Source organism: Ruegeria sp. CK1 (assembly GCF_056536545.1).
On the sequence record NZ_JBQFPX010000001.1, the window covers coordinates 69,663 to 88,924 of the forward strand.

19 protein-coding genes are annotated in these 19,262 nt (G+C 55.7%); 13 read left to right on the forward strand and 6 right to left on the reverse strand.

The annotated features are described in order from the left end of the window. Window positions 1–7 precede the first annotated feature (7 nt). Window positions 8–745 (reverse strand): SDR family oxidoreductase, encoded by a 738-nt coding sequence (locus ACR0L3_RS00320; RefSeq protein WP_480742756.1) that lies wholly within the window; start codon window positions 743–745, stop codon window positions 8–10. A gap of 92 nt (window positions 746–837) precedes the next feature. Here ACR0L3_RS00320 and ACR0L3_RS00325 point away from each other — a divergent pair, with 92 nt between their 5' ends. From ACR0L3_RS00325 to rpsD, 4 genes are all read left to right on the forward strand, one after another. Beyond that, a complete protein-coding gene (locus ACR0L3_RS00325) occupies window positions 838–1,734 on the forward strand; it encodes a LysR family transcriptional regulator (protein WP_480742758.1) in 897 nt (298 codons plus the stop codon). Between the two features lie 63 nt (window positions 1,735–1,797). Beyond that, on the forward strand, window positions 1,798–2,124 hold the full coding sequence (locus tag ACR0L3_RS00330; protein WP_480742759.1) for a hypothetical protein: 327 nt from the start codon (window positions 1,798–1,800) through the stop codon (window positions 2,122–2,124). 148 nt (window positions 2,125–2,272) lie between these two features. After that, a complete protein-coding gene (locus tag ACR0L3_RS00335) occupies window positions 2,273–2,773 on the forward strand; it encodes a hypothetical protein (protein WP_480742761.1) in 501 nt (166 codons plus the stop codon). A 206-nt stretch (window positions 2,774–2,979) separates the two neighbouring features. Then, window positions 2,980–3,600, forward strand: coding sequence for a 30S ribosomal protein S4 (gene rpsD / locus ACR0L3_RS00340; protein ID WP_480742762.1), 621 nt, complete (start codon window positions 2,980–2,982; stop codon window positions 3,598–3,600). An 83-nt stretch (window positions 3,601–3,683) separates the two neighbouring features. Here rpsD and ACR0L3_RS00345 read toward each other — a convergent pair whose 3' ends face one another. Together ACR0L3_RS00345 and ACR0L3_RS00350 are read right to left on the reverse strand one after the other, a co-directional pair. Further along, the gene (locus tag ACR0L3_RS00345; RefSeq protein WP_480742763.1) at window positions 3,684–4,583 is read right to left on the reverse strand and encodes a hypothetical protein; all 900 of its coding nucleotides are present in this window, start codon (window positions 4,581–4,583) and stop codon (window positions 3,684–3,686) included. A 355-nt stretch (window positions 4,584–4,938) separates the two neighbouring features. Then, window positions 4,939–5,400, reverse strand: a complete 462-nt coding sequence (locus ACR0L3_RS00350; protein WP_480742765.1) for an Lrp/AsnC family transcriptional regulator — start codon at window positions 5,398–5,400, stop codon at window positions 4,939–4,941. Window positions 5,401–5,502: 102 nt separating this feature from the next. Here ACR0L3_RS00350 and ACR0L3_RS00355 point away from each other — a divergent pair, with 102 nt between their 5' ends. The 4 genes from ACR0L3_RS00355 to ACR0L3_RS00370 all read left to right on the forward strand — a co-directional run bounded on the left by ACR0L3_RS00355 (window position 5,503) and on the right by ACR0L3_RS00370 (window position 9,813). Next, on the forward strand, window positions 5,503–6,918 hold the full coding sequence (locus ACR0L3_RS00355) for an aminotransferase class V-fold PLP-dependent enzyme (protein ID WP_480742766.1): 1,416 nt from the start codon (window positions 5,503–5,505) through the stop codon (window positions 6,916–6,918). A gap of 65 nt (window positions 6,919–6,983) precedes the next feature. Further along, window positions 6,984–8,069: a histidinol-phosphate transaminase gene (gene hisC, locus ACR0L3_RS00360; RefSeq protein WP_480742768.1), complete on the forward strand. Its 1,086-nt coding sequence runs from the start codon at window positions 6,984–6,986 to the stop codon at window positions 8,067–8,069. Then, complete coding sequence (locus ACR0L3_RS00365; RefSeq protein ID WP_480742770.1) at window positions 8,066–8,986, forward strand: prephenate/arogenate dehydrogenase family protein; 921 nt, start codon at window positions 8,066–8,068, stop codon at window positions 8,984–8,986. Before hisC ends, ACR0L3_RS00365 begins: the two co-directional genes overlap by 4 nt. Continuing rightward, window positions 8,983–9,813, forward strand: a complete 831-nt coding sequence (locus ACR0L3_RS00370; protein ID WP_480742771.1) for an extensin-like domain-containing protein — start codon at window positions 8,983–8,985, stop codon at window positions 9,811–9,813. Before ACR0L3_RS00365 ends, ACR0L3_RS00370 begins: the two co-directional genes overlap by 4 nt. Here ACR0L3_RS00370 and ACR0L3_RS00375 read toward each other — a convergent pair. Beyond that, entirely contained in the window at window positions 9,810–10,811 is a 1,002-nt protein-coding gene (locus ACR0L3_RS00375) for a DUF2125 domain-containing protein (RefSeq protein ID WP_480742773.1), read from the reverse strand. The two genes, ACR0L3_RS00370 and ACR0L3_RS00375, sit on opposite strands and share 4 nt — an antisense overlap. 67 nt (window positions 10,812–10,878) lie before the next feature. Here ACR0L3_RS00375 and ACR0L3_RS00380 point away from each other — a divergent pair, with 67 nt between their 5' ends. The 4 genes from ACR0L3_RS00380 to ACR0L3_RS00395 all read left to right on the forward strand — a co-directional run bounded on the left by ACR0L3_RS00380 (window position 10,879) and on the right by ACR0L3_RS00395 (window position 15,064). Next, on the forward strand, window positions 10,879–11,409 hold the full coding sequence (locus tag ACR0L3_RS00380; RefSeq protein WP_480742774.1) for a gamma-glutamylcyclotransferase: 531 nt from the start codon (window positions 10,879–10,881) through the stop codon (window positions 11,407–11,409). A gap of 69 nt (window positions 11,410–11,478) precedes the next feature. Then, entirely contained in the window at window positions 11,479–12,657 is a 1,179-nt protein-coding gene (locus ACR0L3_RS00385) for a biopolymer transporter ExbB (protein WP_480742775.1), read from the forward strand. A gap of 3 nt (window positions 12,658–12,660) precedes the next feature. Beyond that, window positions 12,661–14,298, forward strand: a complete 1,638-nt coding sequence (locus ACR0L3_RS00390; protein WP_480742777.1) for a peptidoglycan -binding protein — start codon at window positions 12,661–12,663, stop codon at window positions 14,296–14,298. Between the two features lie 118 nt (window positions 14,299–14,416). Then, window positions 14,417–15,064 carry a BUD32 family EKC/KEOPS complex subunit gene (locus ACR0L3_RS00395; protein WP_480742779.1) on the forward strand — a complete coding sequence of 216 codons (648 nt, stop codon included), beginning with the start codon at window positions 14,417–14,419 and terminating at the stop codon, window positions 15,062–15,064. Window positions 15,065–15,155: 91 nt separating this feature from the next. Here ACR0L3_RS00395 and clpA read toward each other — a convergent pair whose 3' ends face one another. Continuing rightward, window positions 15,156–17,480, reverse strand: coding sequence for an ATP-dependent Clp protease ATP-binding subunit ClpA (clpA, locus tag ACR0L3_RS00400; RefSeq protein ID WP_480742780.1), 2,325 nt, complete (start codon window positions 17,478–17,480; stop codon window positions 15,156–15,158). Window positions 17,481–17,645: 165 nt separating this feature from the next. Continuing rightward, window positions 17,646–18,413 (reverse strand): hydroxyacylglutathione hydrolase, encoded by a 768-nt coding sequence (gloB, locus tag ACR0L3_RS00405; protein WP_480742782.1) that lies wholly within the window; start codon window positions 18,411–18,413, stop codon window positions 17,646–17,648. A 61-nt stretch (window positions 18,414–18,474) separates the two neighbouring features. Between gloB and ACR0L3_RS00410 the strand changes: the two genes are divergently transcribed. Next, complete coding sequence (locus ACR0L3_RS00410; protein WP_480742784.1) at window positions 18,475–19,209, forward strand: methyltransferase domain-containing protein; 735 nt, start codon at window positions 18,475–18,477, stop codon at window positions 19,207–19,209. Window positions 19,210–19,262 lie beyond the last annotated feature (53 nt).

Consider the following 19,262-nt stretch of genomic DNA (forward strand, 5'->3'; position numbering starts at 1 on the left):
GGGTTGGTCAGACGACGCCGCCATTGGCGCGCAGCGTTTGTCCACTGACCCATCGGCCATCAGGTCCGGCTAGAAAGGATACTGCGGCGGCAATATCTTCGGGTGCCCCAATGCGCCCGAACGGGTTCATTTTCTTGATGTTTTCAACCACCGCGTCTGGTTTGCCCTTAAGGAAAAGATCGGTTCCAACTGGTCCCGGCGCAACTGCATTGACTGTTATACCACGCGACCCGAGCTCTTTGGCTAGTACGTGGGTCATTGCTTCTACCGCGGCTTTCGTCGCAGCATAAATACCGTAGGTTGGCTGGTAGATGCCAACGACACTGGAAGACATATTGATAATTGAACCACCCTCAATTAATCGATTTGCCGCCTCACGCATGCCGCGAAAAACACCGCCAATATTGATGGCAATTTGGGTTTCAAATTCTTCGTCCGTCACCGTACTGACAGGGGTGCATGACATGACGCCGGCATTGTTCACAAGCGTGTCGACGCGCCCAAATTCTTCCTCTGCGGTATCAAAGAGCCGAGGCATACAAGACTGTTCAGCAATGTTGCCCTGGACAGAGATTGCCTTGCCACCGGCATTTCTGATCGAGCTTACGACTTGATCAGCACCGACCGCATCAGTCGCATAGTTCACAACGACTGCGTGACCGTCCTGAGCGAGACGAAGAGCGATAGCTGCGCCAATTCCTTTGCTGGCACCAGTTACAATTGCGGATTTTTGATTGTCGGCCATATCTGCCTCCTTTGCGTTGCAAAAGAGATAGACAGTTTATTCTCTCAGATAATCTGCTTTGAATAGACATCATAATTCGTTAAAAGCGAACAATGATAGACCGGCTTGAAACCATGCGCCTTTTCGTCCGTGTTTTAGAGCGACGGAGCTTTACAAAGGCCGCAGCTGATCTGGGCATTCCACGGTCCACCGCAAGTGAAGCAATCCAGCGGTTGGAGCGCGACTTGGGTAGCCGATTGCTGGACCGAACGACCCGTCACGTCGCGCCAACACCAGACGGACAAGCTTTTTACCAAAGATGCGCATCTATTTTGGCGGACCTGGAGGAGGCGGAAGGTGCGTTGCGCGGCCATGAGCCCTCGGGCCTTTTGCGCATTGACGCTCCCGGTACTTTGACGCGGGTATTTCTGCTTCCGCATCTATCAGACTTTCTTGCGCAATATCCCAAGCTCACGCTTCAACTGGGGCAGACGGAGCGACTGGTGGACCTGGTCCGTGAGGGCGTTGATTGCGTCATACGTGCGGGTATTCCCGACGACAGTGGAATGATCACGCGGCACCTGACAGACCTTCCTGAAATCACCTGTGCAAGCCCTGAATATCTGGCCAGATTTGGCACCCCCAAATCCGTTGCCGATCTGGAGGGTCATCAGATGGTTGGTTTTCTATCTTCCCGAACCGGCGCAACAATGCCTCTTGAGTTCAAGGTTGATGACCGGTTCGAAGAAATAACGTTGCCAGCAATGGTTACCGCCAATGACGCGGACACGGTGCACCATTTGACGCGAGAGGGGTTCGGAATTGCGCAAGCGCCGAAGTATCGGTTTTTAGAGGACTTGAAATGTGGGCAGCTCGTCGAAGTTCTGCCGGATGCACCACCATCGCCCACTCCGTTGGCTGCATTTTACCCGCAAAACCGACAACTCTCACCACGTGTTCGTGTTTTTCTGGACTGGATTGTCGGCGTGTTTGGCGAAGCCGAATTGTGAGAGACACCACATGGTCATCAAGTGGGATTTGGCGTGCCGTCGAAACTTGAAAAGATTCGATAAATGAACCCGCAGCCTGCAAGCTATCGAATGGTTTTGGTGAGCGCTGTCGAATGGAATAAATCAAAGGGGGGAGGTTTGAATTCAATCATGGCAGCCGCGCAGTTCCACAAGGCATCCGACCTTGAAACAGACGAAGATTCAGTTAATGGCCGTTCAATCCAGCAGCTTCCTTGTTCAAAGTGGCTTTGTCGGGTTCAACTTATCGTGATTGTAGGTTTTCGACCCGCCGTGTTTTGGCGCCATCGCCAAGATAGAGTTCACATTCATGCAAAGAATTATTCGGCTTTAGATCCCAATTGGTTAGTGTTTAAACAACGAATGGTTTAGCCTGAAAGGCTGGTTTCTCGTCATGGGCAATAAATGAATCTCTAAAGCAACATTTATGTTAATGCTTTATTAACGTCTCTTTTCCGCCCTATTTTACGTTGATAAGACGGTCCTGTGAGCAGTGGTGGGTTAGAAGGTACGCGGTACAATGAGAGCCGGAAAAAGCGGTCGTGTAGCGATAAAATGGGATCAAACAGAAATTGATGGATTGGAGGCGGCGCCTCAGTCCTTTTTGCGTGTCGGTGCGGCCTGGTCTTGGCGCGGGCAAGCGCGTTTTCTGGCCCAAGAAATGATGGGCACGATCGACGATCGTCCTATTAGCGCAGTGCCGACGTTGGGCCAAAACATGCAAGACCAGATTGCTTTGGATGCCGCAAGCGGCGTCGTCGTTTTGACAAACGGTGCACAATCTTTCACAGCATTCTTGCTCCAAGCCTCGGGCGCTCTCGACCCAGTGCTGGTTTTCGAAGGCGACTTACCGGCACGTGATCAGGATTTTTGGATCAGTGAATATACTGAAGCCGAAGCTCAAAATGGCGACGTGGCGGCGCTGGGTGATACGGTTGTCGCGTTTCCGCCTCGACCTGTGGCGGACTTGGGTGAACACGATCAGCGACGGCTGGTATCCGCCGGGCATGGGGCCGACTGACACATCGGCTGCTTCTCAAGTTTTAGCTTGAAAACGTGCATAGTGCTTTGCGGTGTGTTGACTCTGCTGTTTTCGTGGATATAAGCGCGGCTTCATTGGTGTTGGTGGCCCCCGCGAGGGGATGCCTGTCATGGGGGAAACCTCAAGAGGACAACGCCCTTCATAGTGGCCTGCATGGGCCTCGACCTAAACGAAGGAGATCAGCCGTGACCAAACGCACGTCTGCCAAGTACAAAATCGACCGCCGGATGGGCGAAAACATCTGGGGTCGTCCGAAATCCCCGATCAACCGTCGTGAATACGGCCCCGGCCAGCACGGTCAGCGCCGCAAGGGAAAACTGTCCGACTTCGGTCTGCAGCTGCGCGCCAAGCAGAAGCTGAAAGGCTACTACGGCGACCTGACCGAGAAGCAGTTCCGCCGCATCTATGCTGAAGCTGTTCGTGTAAACGGCGATACCGGTGAAAACCTGATCGGTCTGCTGGAGCGTCGTCTGGACGCTGTTGTCTACCGTGCCAAGTTTGTCGCGACCGTTTTTGCCGCACGCCAGTTCGTGAACCACGGCCACGTGAAAGTGAACGGCAAGCGGGTCAACATCCCGTCGTATCGCGTCAAAGAAGGCGACGTGATCGAAGTGCGCGACAAATCCAAGCAACTGGCTGTTGTTCTGGAAGCTGCTGCTCTGGCCGAGCGTGATGTTCCTGACTACATCGACGCCGACCACTCGAAAATGACTGCGACTTTCGTCCGCGCACCGGGTCTGAGCGATGTGCCTTACCCAGTCGTTATGGAACCGAACCTGGTCGTCGAATTCTACGCGAAGAACTAATCTTCGCCGACAGATTTAACGGAAAAGGCCGCACAGGATGCGGCCTTTTTATTGTTACGTGCTGAGTAACCCAGGTTAAGCGATCATGCGATAAACATGAGGAAGTCACTGGCCGAGACTTCGACATCTGCTTTGTCCGTCGTGCCATCCTCAAAATCATCGTTAAGGTTGAGATCGATGAACTCACCTTCACCGGGGCCGTAATTTCCACCGTTGTTGCCGGCCTTGACCGTCAATCCGAGAATGTCGCAATCACCAAATTCTGTTGTATCTAGGAAAAGCGCCAGATCCGTGACCGAGATTTCGTTGGTCCCGTCTTCGAAATCGTCAATTTTAAACTTGATAACGTCTTCATCACCGCAATCGAGGTATAGGACGATATTGGAAACATCCTTGTCGACGGTGATACACCGAGTGCCGAACTCGAGATCATCGACAGCGCCGCTTTCGTCGAATGTAACGACGAGCTTTGATGCGCCCTCGGTGGCGGTTAGCGGTGAGAGGTCAATCGTGCCTATTTCGCCGTCTGGACCTCCGTCTGGAATTTCGATGACGCCCAGCGAGTTCCCTTCGTCGTCAAAGGCTTCGATTTCACCGCCGCCCTCGAATGCATCAACGACAAGAATGCTGGACAGGGAAACAGGTTCGTCGAAGTCAAATGTCAGCGTACCACCGTTTGCTTCGTCATCCGGATTTTCCGAAACACCATCTTCCGAAACGATTAGAATATTTCCTTGGTCATCCGTCTCCAGGTCGGTGTCACCGCCCGTCGGATTTTCGCTATCGAAAATCATGGCTTCGTTTGCAATTCCGGACGGAGAGTTTGAAACGCCTTCAACTGTAAAACCGGCAAAGACAAATTCATCGCCTGTATCGCCGGCCTCCAAATCTTGGATGGTGTCACTTTCGAAATCTATAGTTTGGGTTTTGTCGACTAACGTGATCGTCGGCTTCGAATTTGCATTAGAATTCTTCCTGGGCATGGCCCCCTCCACATATAACCAAAACAAACCCACACGCTGATACATGTGGGTTTAAAGCTGATGAGCCTTTCAGCCACTTGCGCGCAGGATACGCCCAAGAAGTTCTCGCCTGTGGATTTTGCCTACGGTTGATTGGAAGATCTTTCCACGCGGAAGATCGACAATTCTTAGCTTTTAAAACGCGAACACCATACCTGAGATGTGGAAAACCTCAATATTTTATTTTTAAACAATAGTTTAACCTGTGATTAACTTATAATTAATATTGAACTGGTGCGTGTATTTGAGCGCATACTGCTAGGCGCCACAAGCACTTATCCGGCAAGACTGTGCCAACTTCGACCTTACATTGCGCTTAAATCGGCAGCGGCCGCCCCTCCGCGATCGCTTCCATCGCGAAGTATGAAGTCACGCTGTCCAATTCGACCTTTTCGATCAGGCGTTGATAGACCTTATCGTACGAGGCCATATCCTCGGTCACGACTTTTAACTGGTAATCATAATCGCCGCCGATCCGGTGGAAATCCACAACCTCGGGAACGGTCAGCACATGGCTTCGAAAGGCCTGCAACCACTCGGTTGAGTGATGCCGTGTGCGTAGCATGACAAAAACAACAAGGCTCAGCCCAAGTTTCTCACGCGCGATCCGTGCGGTTGAGCCGGTGATTACGCCATTCTCGTTCAACGCCTTGAGGCGGCGCCAGCAAGCGTTCTGTGACAACCCAACCCGATCCGCCAGTTCGCGTTGGGATAGGGTGGCATCAGTTTGCAGCTCTCGTAAGATGCGCTTGTCAATATGATCTAAGTTTTCGCTCATAATGGATCATATGACACAAAGATTAGGAAATAAACTAAAAGAAAGGTGGAGTTTCCTCACCAAACGTCAATCATATTAGTAGGGCAATACGGAGCCTATACCATGACCCTGTCCAAATTCCGCGCAGACATCCTGTCCACTACTCGCAATTCAAGCTTGCGCGACGGGCTGATCGGAGAGAACGTACTGATCCCGGGCCTGCACGGGGACGTGCCGCTGGTCTATGCGGATTACGTCGCCTCGGGCCGTGCGCTGCGGCAGGTTGAGGATTTTGTCGCCGAACAGGTGCTGCCTTACTATGCCAACAGCCACACCGAGGCCTCCTATTGCGGGTCTTACATGACACGTTTGCGGCGCGAAGCACGCGCAGAGATTGCCCGCATCATTGGTGCGAGGGGAGAAGACGCGGTGATCTTTACCGGGTCTGGCGCCACCGCGGGCCTGAACCGGTTGGTCAGCTTGTTGGGGGTGGATGCTGCTGAACGACCGGTCGTTTTGATCGGGCCGTATGAGCATCATTCGAACATCCTGCCATGGCGCGAAAGTAAGGCTCAAGTTGTTGAGATCCCTGAAGCCGCCGAAGGGGGCGTTGATCTGACCGCATTGGAACGGGCACTGATCGACAATGCCGAATCGGATCTGATCATCGGGTCCTTCTCGGCCGCTTCGAACGTGACCGGCATAATCACTGATCCAGACCCGATCACCCGTTTGCTCAAGAAGCATGGTGCAGTTTCGGTCTGGGACTATGCGGGTGGCGGTCCATACCTACCTATGGACATGGGCCCTGAGGACGCGCGCAAGGACGCAATTGTTGTTTCTCCGCACAAGTTTCCTGGTGGACCGGGGGCGTCAGGTGTTCTGGTGGTCAACCAAAACGCGGTCACGCGCACGCGCCCCAGTTGGCCCGGTGGCGGTACGGTAAGCTTCGTCTCTCCCTGGCGGCACGACTACAGTGAGGATTTGGCAACGCGGGAAGAGGCTGGAACGCCGAACGTGATCGGTGATATCCGTGCAGCCTTGGCTTTCATTGTTAAGGATGCCGTCGGCACCGACGAAATTGCCAGGCGGGAAGCACAATACAATCGCATGGCGCTAAAAGGGTGGGCAGACAATCCAAACCTGACCTTACTGGGCACCGATAACCCGCACCGCCTGCCGATCTATTCGTTCTTGGTTCGGAACAACTCTGGCCAGCCTGTGCATCAGCAACTGTTTACCCGTATGCTCAGCGACATTTACGGCATTCAGGCACGCGGTGGCTGCGCTTGTGCGGGGCCTTACGCGCACCGTTTGCTGGACATCGACCGTGCGACTTCGGATGAGTTGCACGCAGCCTTGTCCGCAGGGGAAGAGATGAAAAAGCCCGGCTGGGTGCGTTTGAATTTCTCATATCTGATGAGCGAAGATACTGTTCAGTTCATCATCGACAGCGTCAACGACCTATCCTGTCGAACCGAGGAATTCACGCCTTTCTATAGTGCTGACCCGGCGACGGCCCGCTTCAAAGCGGCGTGACGGAATTGCCGCTTTTCTCAAAGCGTTGAGACAGGTATGAGAGGCTCCAATTAACGGAGCTTCTTATGAACAAGATCACCCCTCAACCCGGCATTATGGACATCGCGCTTTACCAGGGCGGCCAGTCGCATTTGGCTGGTGTCGAGCGTGTGATCAAGCTCAGCTCGAACGAAAACCCGTTTGGCCCAAGCCCCAAAGCGATTGAGGCGGTGCGCGACAGCGCAGCGACACTGCATCGCTATCCCAGCACCGACCATGCCAGTCTGCGTGCCGCGATTGGCGAACGGCACAAACTGGACCCGGCGCGGATCATTTGCGGCGTCGGCAGTGACGAAGTGCTGCAATTCATCGCTCAGGCTTATGCGGGGCCGGGGGATGAGGTGATCTATACCGAGCACGGATTTTCGATGTACCCGATCATCGCCCGCATGGCCGGTGCGACGCCTGTGATGGTGGCCGAGCGCGATCGCCAGGTTGATGTTGACAACATTCTGGGAGCTGTGACCGGGCAAACGCGGATCGTGTTTGTGACGAACCCGGGCAACCCGACCTCGACCATGATCCGCGAGGAAGAACTGATGCGGCTGGCCGATGCTTTGCCGCAAACCTGCCTGATGGTGATCGACGGGGCCTATGCCGAGTTTGTTGACGGTTTCGATGGCGGTGCTTCGCTGGTTGATTGGTTCGAAAATGTGATCATGACCCGGACGTTTTCAAAAGTGTACGGTCTTGGTGGAATGCGTGTCGGCTGGGGGTATGCCGCGAAGCCGATCATCGACGTGCTGAACCGGGTACGCCAACCGTTCAACCTGTCGCTGACCGCTTTGTCAGCAGCGGAAGCGGCGGTGAATGACCTAGAGTTTCTGTCGTTCTGTCAGGCAGAAAACGCTCGCCTTCGTACTTGGTTGTCCGAGGAATTGGCCAAGATCGGGGTGCCTTCGGATGCGTCCCACACGAACTTTATTTTGGCGCGTTTCGCCAATCAGGCCGAGGCCGAGGCGTGCGACGATCACCTCAAGACTCAAGGTCTGATCGTGCGCCGTGTGGCGGGGTACAACTTGCCTAACGCCCTTCGCATTACCGTGGGCGATGAGGAGGCATGTCATCGGGTCGTTACGGCGATTACCACGTTCAAAGGGGGTGCCGTATGAGCCAGGTTTACGACCGCGTTGCCCTGATCGGTTTGGGCCTGATTGCATCTTCTATGTTCTGGGCCATCAAACGCTCGGGGCTTGCGGGTGAGGTCACCGGCTATGCCCGGTCCGAGGCGACCCGCGAAACGGCGCGCCGTATCGGTCTGTGTGACCGCGTTTGCGACACCCCACGCGAAGCGGTTGAGGGCGCAGATCTTGTGGTCCTGTGCGTACCCGTCGGCGCGATGGAGACCGTGGCTGCAGATATCGCCCTGGTTCTGAAACCCGGCGCGACGGTGACGGATGTGGGCTCGGTCAAGCGGCACGTGATTCAGGCTGTGTCTCCACATATTCCCGAAGGCGTGCACTTCGTTCCCGCACACCCGCTGGCCGGGACCGAACATTCCGGTCCCGAATCTGGTTTCGCCGAGCTTTTTGACAACCGCTGGTGCCTGTTGGTGCCGGTCGAAGGTTCGGACCCTGATGCCGTCGCTAGACTGCGTGCTCTTTGGGAAGGCATGGGGGCTAATGTCGATGAGATGGACGCGGATCACCACGATCTGGTTCTGGCGGTAACATCTCACGCGCCGCATTTAATCGCTTATACAATGGTAGGTGTGGCCGACGACCTGCGTCGGGTCACAGACACCGAAGTTATCAAGTATTCCGCTGCTGGTTTTCGGGATTTCACACGGATCGCCGCCTCGGACCCGACCATGTGGCGCGATGTATTCCTAACCAACAAAGACGCGACGTTAGAAATTCTGGGACGCTTCACAGAAGAGCTTTTTGCCCTGCAACGTGCAATTCGAACAGGTGACGGAGAGCACTTGTTCGACTATTTCACCCGCACGCGCGCGATCAGGCGCGGGATCATCGACGCGGGGCAGGATACGGATGCCCCAAATTTCGGACGGGGGAAAACAAACCAATGAGGCGGGTCTTGAGGGTCTTGGCGATTGGAAGTGTGGCGTTCAGTGCCACGTTGTCCAACGCAGCCCCTTTGGAACAATCGCTTGTGCCAGTCACCAGACCCTCTTCAACGCCCGTTCTGGCATTTGCCACGGCGATGCCAAATGTCAAAATTCGACCGGAACTGCGCCCGGCGTCGCCGCAGCTGATGGCGGTGGCTGCGCGCCCGGCCGACTTGCCATTGCTAGGGCCGGATACTTCGCTGATGCCCTACCTGCGGCCCAAGACGCTGGAACAAGAGGCGTTGTTCAAGAAGCGCAAGCTTCGCAAGGGATCGGTGTGCGGGGAAATTGCCATTCAGGGAAAACCAGTTGGCAGCGTTCCCGGTAAGATCAAAGCGTGTGGCATCAAGGATGCTGTCCAGATTACATCGGTCTCAGGTGTGATACTTAGCCGCCCGTCCACGATGGATTGCGGCACCGCAATCGCGCTGAACGAGTGGGTCGACAAGTCAGTCAAACCTACGTTCAAACGGCGCGGACCAGTGGTCGAATTGCAGGTCGCTGCGCATTACGCCTGCAGAACAAGAAACAACAAAAAAGGCGCGCGTATCTCGGAACATGGCAAAGGCCGGGCTATCGATATCTCGGGCTTCAAAATGGCGGATGGAGAGATGGTGACGGTCCTGAATGGCTGGCGTAAGAACCCATCTCAGAGCCAATTGATCAAAGTTTGGCGCGGGGCCTGCGGCCCGTTCGGTACCGTGTTAGGACCAAATTCAGACCGGTACCACAGAGATCATTTCCATCTGGATACTGCGCGACATCGCCGCGGGCCATTCTGCCGTTAGCGCAGGATCAAGCGTGGGGCAGGTCCAAGTGGCACTGGTCCCAAGGCCACGAAGCCGTCGCGAAAGTTCAGCTGAAGATCCAACGCATTTGGATTGCCACCCAGTCCAGCCATGAAGTTTAGCGCTCGTGTTACCGTATCGACTGCTTGATCGGGCAGGGCACCCGCTGCGTTGGCCATCGCAACCATTTCGCGCCAGTTTTCAGCCTTTATCGCGATTTCACCGGTTGGAATGCCTTGAGGGTCGATAGCCAACTCTCCGGCAGCGAACAAGCGCAATTCCCCCCATTTCATTTCGGCAAGCCGCAGATCAATTCTAACCGGTTGTGGCCTGCTCTGCTCTAGGGCTGATCGGTCCCATACCTTGTCAAAAGTGGTCGTCATGTCCAGTTCAAGCGTGTCGAACGCTTGAGGCAGAGTAGTGGCAGAGCGCATCAGCCCACGCAGATTGTCACCGGGAGTAAAACTGTCCACTTTGGCGCTGATCAAGTAAGCCTCTGGTGTAGTGGTCTGTTCCATGACAATTGCCAACGTATCACCGCCGGCTAGGGCTTCTGCGTCATCCATGACCGACCATGGCCCGGCCGTCAGCGCCATCTTTTCCAATACCAAGGCCACGCCGGGTTGCAGTTGCAGTTCCGCTTGCAGATCACTGGCGGATACGGTTGCGGTTTGGTCGAAATAGGACAGACGCTGAGGTGTGTCAGCGAAACGCAGGATCTGTCGACCGGGCCAGATCGCGGGGCTTTGAAACTCGATCCAATCTGCGCTCCAGGCGGTTCCGTTGACCGGATCGGCAAGGGCTGGGCTGTTCAGTCGGGTGATGTGGTGAAACGGGTAGCCAGCGGTCTCTGCTTCGGAAAACTCGGCCTGCCAGCCTCGGTCCTGCTGGGCGTCGAACCAAGTTGTAATCGCATTGCGCAACCCAAAACCGGCGACGAACCAATAGGCGCTCCAGATCACAACTATGACAATGATTACTCGTATCAGACCGCGCATGGCAGTTCGCCCTTTTTCCCACCTCGGATTTGATGTTTATAGGCCCAAACGGGCAAGGACCAGTGCTATGACGATGTGGGTGTTTGGATATGGATCGTTGCTGTGGAACCCGGGCTTTCCGGTGGCGCGCAGCGAACGTGCCACTTTGCACGGGTACGCGCGGTCATTCTGCATGAGTTCGATCCACCACCGTGGCACGGAAGACCACCCAGGTCTGGTACTGGCGCTGGACGAACAGAACGACGCGCATTGCCAAGGGTTGGCCTTGGCGGTTGAGGTCGGTCACGAAGAACGCACATTACTCGAGCTGCGTGAGCGTGAGCTGGTCTCGTCGGCATATCTAGAGAAAATGTTGGACGTGCATCTGGACGATGGCGAAGTCGTCAATGCCGTGACCTATGTGGTTGATGCTGAACACGTACAGTATTGCGGTGGCATGCCTCTTGAGAAACAGGCTCAGATCATTGCGCATGCCGTTGGCGGGCGAGGGCCCAACACCGAATACCTTTATAATACTGCGGAACATCTGGCCGAGATCGACCTTCGTGACCCTGATCTTGAGTGGTTGGCGCAACGGGTACGGACCATCACCGCATAAACACTTGGCGTCACCGGTGTAATTTCGCTAGATTCGGCTCAGAGCAGGCAAAGATCGGGAACCACGCGCATGGCGCAGGCACATCAGGGCGCGAGACCGCATTTCTCGCAACCCATTCGTCAAATCGTTACGATGCTGATCGCGATTGGCCTGGCGGGGTTGGGCGTTTTTTTGGCACTCCCTTATGTGTTGCCGGTTTTCTATGCCAACCCCTACCTTAATGGCTTTATTCTGCTGGTCTTTGTGATCGGCGTGTTCGCCTGTTTTTACCAAGTAACGCAGTTGATCGGCTCGGTGCGCTGGATTGAGGCCTTTGTTGGCGGCGTTGTCCATGAGGATGCGCGCACTCCGCAATTGCTGGCGCCTTTGGCGTCTTTGCTGCGCGAACGGGGGGCGCGGTCTCAGATAAGCTCGACCTCAACCCGGTCTATTCTGGATTCTGTGGCTGAACGGATCGAGGAAGAGCGTGAGATTACTCGGTACATCACCAACGTATTGATCTATCTGGGCCTTTTGGGGACGTTCTTTGGGCTTGCCACTACGGTCCCGGCAATCGTTGACACCATCCGTAGCCTCAACCCGCAAGAGGGCGAAGAGGGTATGGCCGTGTTCAACCGCCTTATGGTTGGGCTGGAAGCTCAATTGCAAGGCATGGGCGTGGCGTTCGGATCCTCGCTATTGGGTCTGGCCGGGTCGCTGATTGTTGGCTTGCTGGAGGTATTCGCAGGTCATGGTCAAAACAGGTTCTATCGCGAGCTTGAGGAATGGCTGTCCTCGATCACTCGTGTCGGGTTCGCAGCAAGTGACGAAGGCGGCGCTGAGCTGGCCGTTCTTACACCGGTTCTGGATGCCATGTCCGAACAAATGAACGCGCTGCAGGACTTGTTTACCGCGCAAGAGGCGGATCGCGCAGCGGTATCATCCCGTCTAGGTCAGTTGGCGGACTCGATTGGTGAGATGAACCAGCGGCAAGAGAATACCGATGGCGTGACGGCAGCATTGGAACGGGTAGCACTTGGGCAGGACGCCCTTTTGGACCATATGCGCGAACATGGTGCGGGTGAGGGAATTGATGCGGAAAGCCGGATGCGACTGCGTTCCATGGACGTGCAATTGCTGCGCATTCTCGAAGAAATCTCGGCCGGTCGGCAGGAAAGCATGAGCGAGTTGCGCAAGGACATAGAACTGCTCGTCAAAGCCCTGACACTGCCCCGAGGCGCCGTACGCACCGCTCCGGAAGGGGAATAACTTATGGCCCTGTCCCGACGCACTGGTCAGCGTTTTCAAGGGTCGGTCTGGCCCGGCTTCGTGGATGCGATGACTGGGCTGTTGATGGTGCTGACCTTTGTTTTAACCATCTTCATGGTGGTTCAATATGTGCTGAGGGAAACCATTTCCGGGCAAGAGGATGAACTGACAGCTCTTTCTGACGAGGTTGCGGCACTGGCCGGAGCGCTTGGGTTGGAAGAGCGGGAGAACAGCCGGTTGCAGGCAAGGCTGGGTGTTTTGAACTCAACGCTGAATCAGGTCGAAACAGAGTTGGTACAGGCACAAGTACAGCTGAGCGATTTTGAAGCTCAAGTCGCTGCCCTGCTTTTGGAACAGGAGCAGGCTCAAGGTGAAATAGCCGAACTGCAAGATGAACAGAACGCATTGAACTTGGCTCTGGCGCAAAGCCGGGCCGAGATTGACGAACAAACTGAAGCTGCCCGGCTGGCCGCTGCCCAACGTGAGGCTCTGGAGGCTTTGGTCGCTGATCTGGAACAAAGCGATGCAACACAGGCTACTCGGATTTCTGAGCTTGAAGAGCAACTGAGCGCAGAAGAGGCCGCGAAATTGGCCGAGGCCGCCGCAGCAGAAAACCTGCGCAACCGACTTCAGAATGCAGATGCCGAACTGACGGCAATGACTTTGTCGTTGGAAGCGCAACGCAAAGAGGCCGAGGAAACGTTGACTCTTCTCGCGGCTGCACAGGCGGCGAAAGAAGAACTTGAGCGCCAATTCGGAGAGCTTAACGCAGAAGAACTGCGAGCCCAGCTTGAGGCGGCACTTGCAGCGCAGACAGAGGCGCAGGATGAGGCCCAGGAACAACGCACTTTGGCGGAAGAGCGCGCGGCCCTGCTGGCCATCGCCCGTGACACGTTATCGTCTGAACAGGCGATTTCTGAAAAAGCGCAGCGCGAAACCGCCTTGCTCAATCAACAGATGGCCGCATTGCGTGAACAATTGGGCGGGCTTCAGGCTCTTCTGGACGATTACGCAGAGCGTAACGCTGCAGCCGATATCCGTATCCAGACATTGGGCCAGGATCTGAACGCGGCACTGGCCCGTGCAGCTTCAGAGGAGCGTCGTCGGCGCTTGCTGGAAGAAGCGGAACGGGTCCGCCTTGAAGCAGAGGCAGAAGAATTGGCAGCTCAGGCCGAGGATTTGCAGCGATACCGTTCTGAATTCTTTGGCCGGTTGCGCGACGTGCTGGGGGATGAAGAAGGCGTAAGAATCGAGGGCGACCGGTTCGTTTTCTCGTCTGAGGTTTTGTTTGATACGGGTTCAGCAGTTTTGTCACCGATTGGTCGGCAAGAGGTGGCCAAGGTGGCCAATATCTTGCGCAGCGTGGCAGCGGAAATTCCCGAGGGTCTCAATTGGGTGATCAGGGTCGATGGTCACACAGATAATGTACCTCTGGCCGGATCTGGGCGGTATCGTGACAACTGGGAGCTTAGCCAAGGCCGCGCTTTATCGGTCGTGCGCTACATGGTTGATGCGCTCGGTATTCCTCCGAACAGGTTGGCGGCCAACGGCTTTGGTGAGTTCCAACCCGTCAATCCGGCGGACACCCCCGAAGCCCGCGCGCAAAACCGTCGGATCGAATTGAAGCTGACCGAGCGCTAATCGCTTTAGCCAACAATGTCATTTCAGACGCCTTGATCGGCGCGGATTACCGTGGGCAGGGTGATGAAATACGGGCCCAGCCTTCCTATATTTTACAACAAGTTATTCGGGGCTGAACGTGGAAGACAAACAAGCTGAGATACATGCTGCGGTGGAACAGGTTCTGCGTGCACCGTATCAGCGTGTCTCTTTGTGCCAAACCCGAAAGGGAAACAGATTTTGGCTGAAGCGTGTTGAGCGTTTCGCGCCGCATTTGTGGTTGGTGAAGGGATGGCCTGAACAAGCTTTTGATCGTGATCGGCGGGCGCATCGACTGTTGTGGGACTATGGCGCGGCGGTCCCCAGAATCTTGGCTGAAGGAACAGGGTTTGTCGCCGTAGAAGACGCTGGGCAGAGTCTGACCAAACTTTGCAAACACACATCTGTCGCGATGGAAGAGAAACTCAGCGCGTGCAGCGCGGCAGGGCGAGCACTTGCACGGCTGCACGGGGCGGGCCTAGCACATGGGCGTCCGGCATTTCGGGACATGTGTTGGGACGGTCGTCAGATTAGGTTCATCGACTTCGAATACTTCAATGCCGTTACCGCCGGGCGGCTTCACAAGGTCCGTGATGTCGGTGTTGCGATCATGTCTGCCCTGTCTCAGGGCATTCATGGGCCACGCTATGCGTATTGTATCCTGTCTGCCTATCGTTCGTCTCAGACTAAGCAATCAAAGACCTTTTCTGAGCCATGTGCGGTGAGCGATCCTCCTCGCACCAAGTAGCACTGCCCGACCCAGATCATATTGGTGGACCGCGCAACAAAAGAAAAAACCCGCCACGAATGGCGGGTTTTCGGTCTCGAGTATCGCTTGATCAATCCGCTGTCAGCAGCGGTGGCTTGTCACCCGGAATGCGCGGCTGATCCGGTCCGAAAATTTGAAGGTCCAATTCGCCCTTCTTGACTGAGACGCGCACAACGCCGCCTTTGGCAAGCTTGCCGAACAGCAACTCTTCGGCCAGAGGTTTCTTGATGTGCTCCTGGATCACGCGGCCAAGGGGACGCGCGCCCATTTTGTCGTCATAGCCTTTGTCGGCCAACCATTCAGCGGCTTTGGGCGTCAGGTCGATGGTCACGTTGCGATCCAACAGTTGCGCCTCAAGCTGTAGAACGAACTTCTCGACCACCTGTAGGATGACCTCTTTCGGCAGTGGCGCGAACGAGATCACGGCGTCCAGACGGTTGCGGAATTCCGGCGTGAACATGCGTTCGATCGCGGCGGTATCTTCGCCTTCGCGGCGATCACGGGCAAAGCCGATGGCAGCTTTGGCCTGCTCTTGCGCGCCTGCGTTCGACGTCATGATCAGCACCACGTTGCGGAAGTTCACCGTACGGCCGTTGTGATCGGTCAGTTCACCATGGTCCATCACCTGCAACAGGATGTTGAACACGTCGGGGTGGGCTTTCTCAATCTCATCCAGCAGCAACACGCAATGCGGATGCTGGTCGACGCCATCGGTCAGCAGACCGCCTTGGTCAAAACCGACATAGCCCGGAGGCGCACCGATCAGACGGGAAACTGCGTGCTTCTCCATGTATTCGGACATGTCGAACCGCAGCAGTTCCACACCCAACGTATCCGCCAGCTGTTTTGCCACTTCGGTCTTACCCACACCAGTCGGGCCGGCGAACAGGTAGTTGCCAATTGGCTTTTCAGGTTCCCGCAAACCGGCACGGGCCAGTTTGATCGCGCTGGACAGCGCCTCGATGGCCACATCCTGACCGAACACGACCCGTTTCAGCGAGGCTTCGAGGTCTTTCAGAACCTCGGCATCGTCTTTGGTGACGTTTTTAGGTGGAATGCGGGCGATCTTTGCAACAACCGCTTCGATTTCTTTGACACCGATTGTTTTGCGGCGTTTGCTTTCCGCGACCAAATGCTGCGCCGCACCGGCCTCATCAATCACGTCGATGGCTTTGTCCGGCAGTTTGCGGTCATTGATATAGCGCGCCGAAAGTTCCACAGCGGTTTTGATCGCATCTGCAGTGTATTTGATCTCGTGATGCTTTTCGAAATAGGGCTTTAGACCGCGCAGGATTTTCACGCTGTCTTCGACCGAAGGTTCGTTCACGTCGATTTTCTGGAATCGGCGGCTAAGTGCGCGATCCTTTTCAAAATGCTGACGGAACTCTTTGTATGTGGTCGATCCCATGGTGCGCAGCTTACCGCCTTGCAGGGCTGGTTTCAGCAGGTTCGACGCGTCCATCGCGCCACCCGAGGTAGCACCGGCACCGATTACGGTGTGGATTTCATCAATGAACAAAACCGCATCAGGGTGATCTTCCAATTCGGTCACGACTGCTTTCAGCCGTTCCTCGAAGTCACCGCGATAGCGTGTACCCGCCAGCAGTGCGCCCATGTCTAGCGAATAGATCGTCGTTTCGGACAGCACATCGGGCGCTTCTCCGGCAACAATCTTATGCGCCAGCCCCTCGGCAATAGCGGTTTTACCGACGCCGGGATCACCCACCAGCAGCGGGTTGTTCTTACGGCGGCGGCATAGAACTTGAATGCAGCGCTCGACCTCATCTGCGCGACCAATCAGCGGGTCAACGTCGCCTGCGCGCGATTTTGCGTTCAGGTCGATACAGTATTTCCCCAGAGCGCTTTCTTTCTGATCACCTTCGCTTGCGGTCGCCTGAGCTTCTTCTTCGACTTGATCAGCGCCGGAAACCGAGCGGTTTTCGCCGTAAGCGGGATCCTTGGCCACACCATGCGCGATGAAATTCACCGCGTCGTAGCGGGTCATATCCTGTTCTTGCAGGAAGTAGGCTGCGTTGCTTTCACGCTCGGCAAAGATTGCCACTAGGACGTTTGCGCCTGTCACTTCGGTCCGGCCCGAGCTTTGGACGTGGATCGCAGCGCGCTGAATGACGCGCTGGAACGCGGCGGTCGGAACAGCCTCGGAGCCATCAATGTCGGTCACTAAGTTCGACAAGTCTTCGTCGATGAATTCGACCAGAGTGCTGCGGAGTTCGTCTAGATCGACGCTGCAGGCTTTCATGACGCGGATGGCATCAGGTTCCTCAAGCAGCGCCAGCAGTAGATGCTCCAGCGTTGCAAATTCATGGCGCCGTTCATTCGCTGCGGCCAAGGCAGCGTGAATGGCTTGTTCTAATGTGCTCGAGAATGAAGGCACGCGGGTGCTCCTCTGTCTTGGGTCGAAGGGGGCGGGTACGGCCCCTATCCAACCATGTCCTCATACTATTAGAGTTTGGTTGATCGTGGCCCGGCTTCAAGGGTTTTCTTTCACTTGACAGTCACATTTAACGTGACCGTTGCCGTGAAGAACGGGAAATAGGCACTAGAACCGATCTTTTCTAGCCCTGATTTCCGCAAAAACAGCGGCCGGGTTGGCGTTTTCCATGCCCAAATGAGACTGAATTGCTGGATCGGTAGCGCGCAAAAAGGGATTTGTGGCCTTTTCCAGCGCCAAAGTTGACGGCACAGTAGGCCTCCCCGCCGCGCGGGTGGCATCGATGTCACGCATGCGTTTTTGCAGCGCGGCGTTTTCTGGGTCTACTGTAATAGCAAATTTAGCGTTGGATTGTGAATACTCGTGGCCAGAACATACGATTGTTTCGTCGGGCAGGGCCGCCAGTTTGGACAGTGAGGCCCACATCTGTGGCGCGGTCCCCTCGAACAAACGTCCGCAGCCGAGCGCCATCAGGCTGTCAGCGGTGAACACAACACCACTTTCTGGTAGGTAATATGCGACATGGCCGATCGTGTGCCCAGAGACGTCCAGCACCTGCACCGGTTCGCCGCCAACATCAAACGAGTCACCATCGGCCACTTGTTGATCCAGAGGAGGCAGGCGATAGGCGTCGGCGGCAGCACCGATGACTGTAGCGGATTGTTTTTCCAGAATGCCCGCCAGACCATCCACGTGGTCCCAGTGGTGGTGGGTCAGAAGAACATGGCTGAGTGTCCAGTCGCGTGCATCTAATTCGGCCAAAATCGGGCTGGCTTCCGGCGCATCGACCAATGCGGTCTGGCCACTGGCGGCATCATGCGCCAGAAAGGCGTAGTTATCACTGAGACAAGGGATGGTGACGATCTCAAGAGGCATGGTCTTTTGCCCTTTCGTTGCTAGACTGCGCCCAGCTAAGCCGATTGACCAGGTGTCCGCAATGCATCTTGATGTGCAGGATTTGAGGAATTTCTACTACCGAAGCACTCTGGGTCGTGCGGCGCAGGCGGCTATTCGTGGTCGTCTGACGGAATTATGGCCCGAGGCCAAGGGGCAGACCGTCGTGGGTTTCGGTTTTGCCGTGCCTCTGCTGCGACCATATTTGAAGGACGCGCGGCGTGTGATCGGACTGATGCCTGGCCCACAAGGTGTCATGCCTTGGCCTGCAGGAATGTCCAATGTCTCGGTTCTGACCGAAGAGACGATGTGGCCTATCGAAACAGGCCATGTGGACAAACTGGTTGTGATGCACGGGCTCGAAACCTCAATCCGTCCCAGCGAACTGCTTGATGAGTGCTGGCGGGTTCTTGGTCCTGGCGGACGCGCGGTTTTCATCGTGCCGAACAGGGCCGGTTTATGGTCACGTACCGACAAGACGCCTTTCGGGTTTGGGCGCCCGTATTCGGCATCGCAACTTGAGAGCCAACTCAAAGCGCATCACTTCATACCGGAAAGTCACTCTTCCGCTCTGTACATGCCTCCGTCGTTTCGCCGGTTCTGGCTGAAATCGGGCAGCTTGATCGAGAAAACCGGTCAGCGCGTACCGACGGTCATGGCAGGGGGCGTATTAGTGGTCGAAGTCACCAAACACATTCGGCCACCCAGTGGCAGCGTCACCAAGGACGCGGAGCGGCGCCCGATCAAGGCGCTGGATGGGCTGTTGAAACCCGCATAGATGCCAGTCGCGTTTCGAGACATGGAAAACTGCAGAAATTGCGGGAAAAAGGT

What these genes read in the sequence shown, in the direction of transcription:
- ACR0L3_RS00320 (WP_480742756.1), bottom strand. Translation starts at nt 745, where the DNA reads ATGGCCGACAATCAAAAATCCGCAATTGTAACTGGTGCCAGCAAAGGA.
- ACR0L3_RS00325 (WP_480742758.1), top strand. Translation starts at nt 838, where the DNA reads ATGATAGACCGGCTTGAAACCATGCGCCTTTTCGTCCGTGTTTTAGAG.
- ACR0L3_RS00330 (WP_480742759.1), top strand. Translation starts at nt 1,798, where the DNA reads ATGAACCCGCAGCCTGCAAGCTATCGAATGGTTTTGGTGAGCGCTGTC.
- ACR0L3_RS00335 (WP_480742761.1), top strand. Translation starts at nt 2,273, where the DNA reads ATGAGAGCCGGAAAAAGCGGTCGTGTAGCGATAAAATGGGATCAAACA.
- ACR0L3_RS00345 (WP_480742763.1), bottom strand. Translation starts at nt 4,583, where the DNA reads ATGCCCAGGAAGAATTCTAATGCAAATTCGAAGCCGACGATCACGTTA.
- ACR0L3_RS00350 (WP_480742765.1), bottom strand. Translation starts at nt 5,400, where the DNA reads ATGAGCGAAAACTTAGATCATATTGACAAGCGCATCTTACGAGAGCTG.
- ACR0L3_RS00355 (WP_480742766.1), top strand. Translation starts at nt 5,503, where the DNA reads ATGACCCTGTCCAAATTCCGCGCAGACATCCTGTCCACTACTCGCAAT.
- hisC (WP_480742768.1), top strand. Translation starts at nt 6,984, where the DNA reads ATGAACAAGATCACCCCTCAACCCGGCATTATGGACATCGCGCTTTAC.
- ACR0L3_RS00365 (WP_480742770.1), top strand. Translation starts at nt 8,066, where the DNA reads ATGAGCCAGGTTTACGACCGCGTTGCCCTGATCGGTTTGGGCCTGATT.
- ACR0L3_RS00370 (WP_480742771.1), top strand. Translation starts at nt 8,983, where the DNA reads ATGAGGCGGGTCTTGAGGGTCTTGGCGATTGGAAGTGTGGCGTTCAGT.
- ACR0L3_RS00375 (WP_480742773.1), bottom strand. Translation starts at nt 10,811, where the DNA reads ATGCGCGGTCTGATACGAGTAATCATTGTCATAGTTGTGATCTGGAGC.
- ACR0L3_RS00380 (WP_480742774.1), top strand. Translation starts at nt 10,879, where the DNA reads ATGACGATGTGGGTGTTTGGATATGGATCGTTGCTGTGGAACCCGGGC.
- ACR0L3_RS00385 (WP_480742775.1), top strand. Translation starts at nt 11,479, where the DNA reads ATGGCGCAGGCACATCAGGGCGCGAGACCGCATTTCTCGCAACCCATT.
- ACR0L3_RS00390 (WP_480742777.1), top strand. Translation starts at nt 12,661, where the DNA reads ATGGCCCTGTCCCGACGCACTGGTCAGCGTTTTCAAGGGTCGGTCTGG.
- gloB (WP_480742782.1), bottom strand. Translation starts at nt 18,413, where the DNA reads ATGCCTCTTGAGATCGTCACCATCCCTTGTCTCAGTGATAACTACGCC.
- ACR0L3_RS00410 (WP_480742784.1), top strand. Translation starts at nt 18,475, where the DNA reads ATGCATCTTGATGTGCAGGATTTGAGGAATTTCTACTACCGAAGCACT.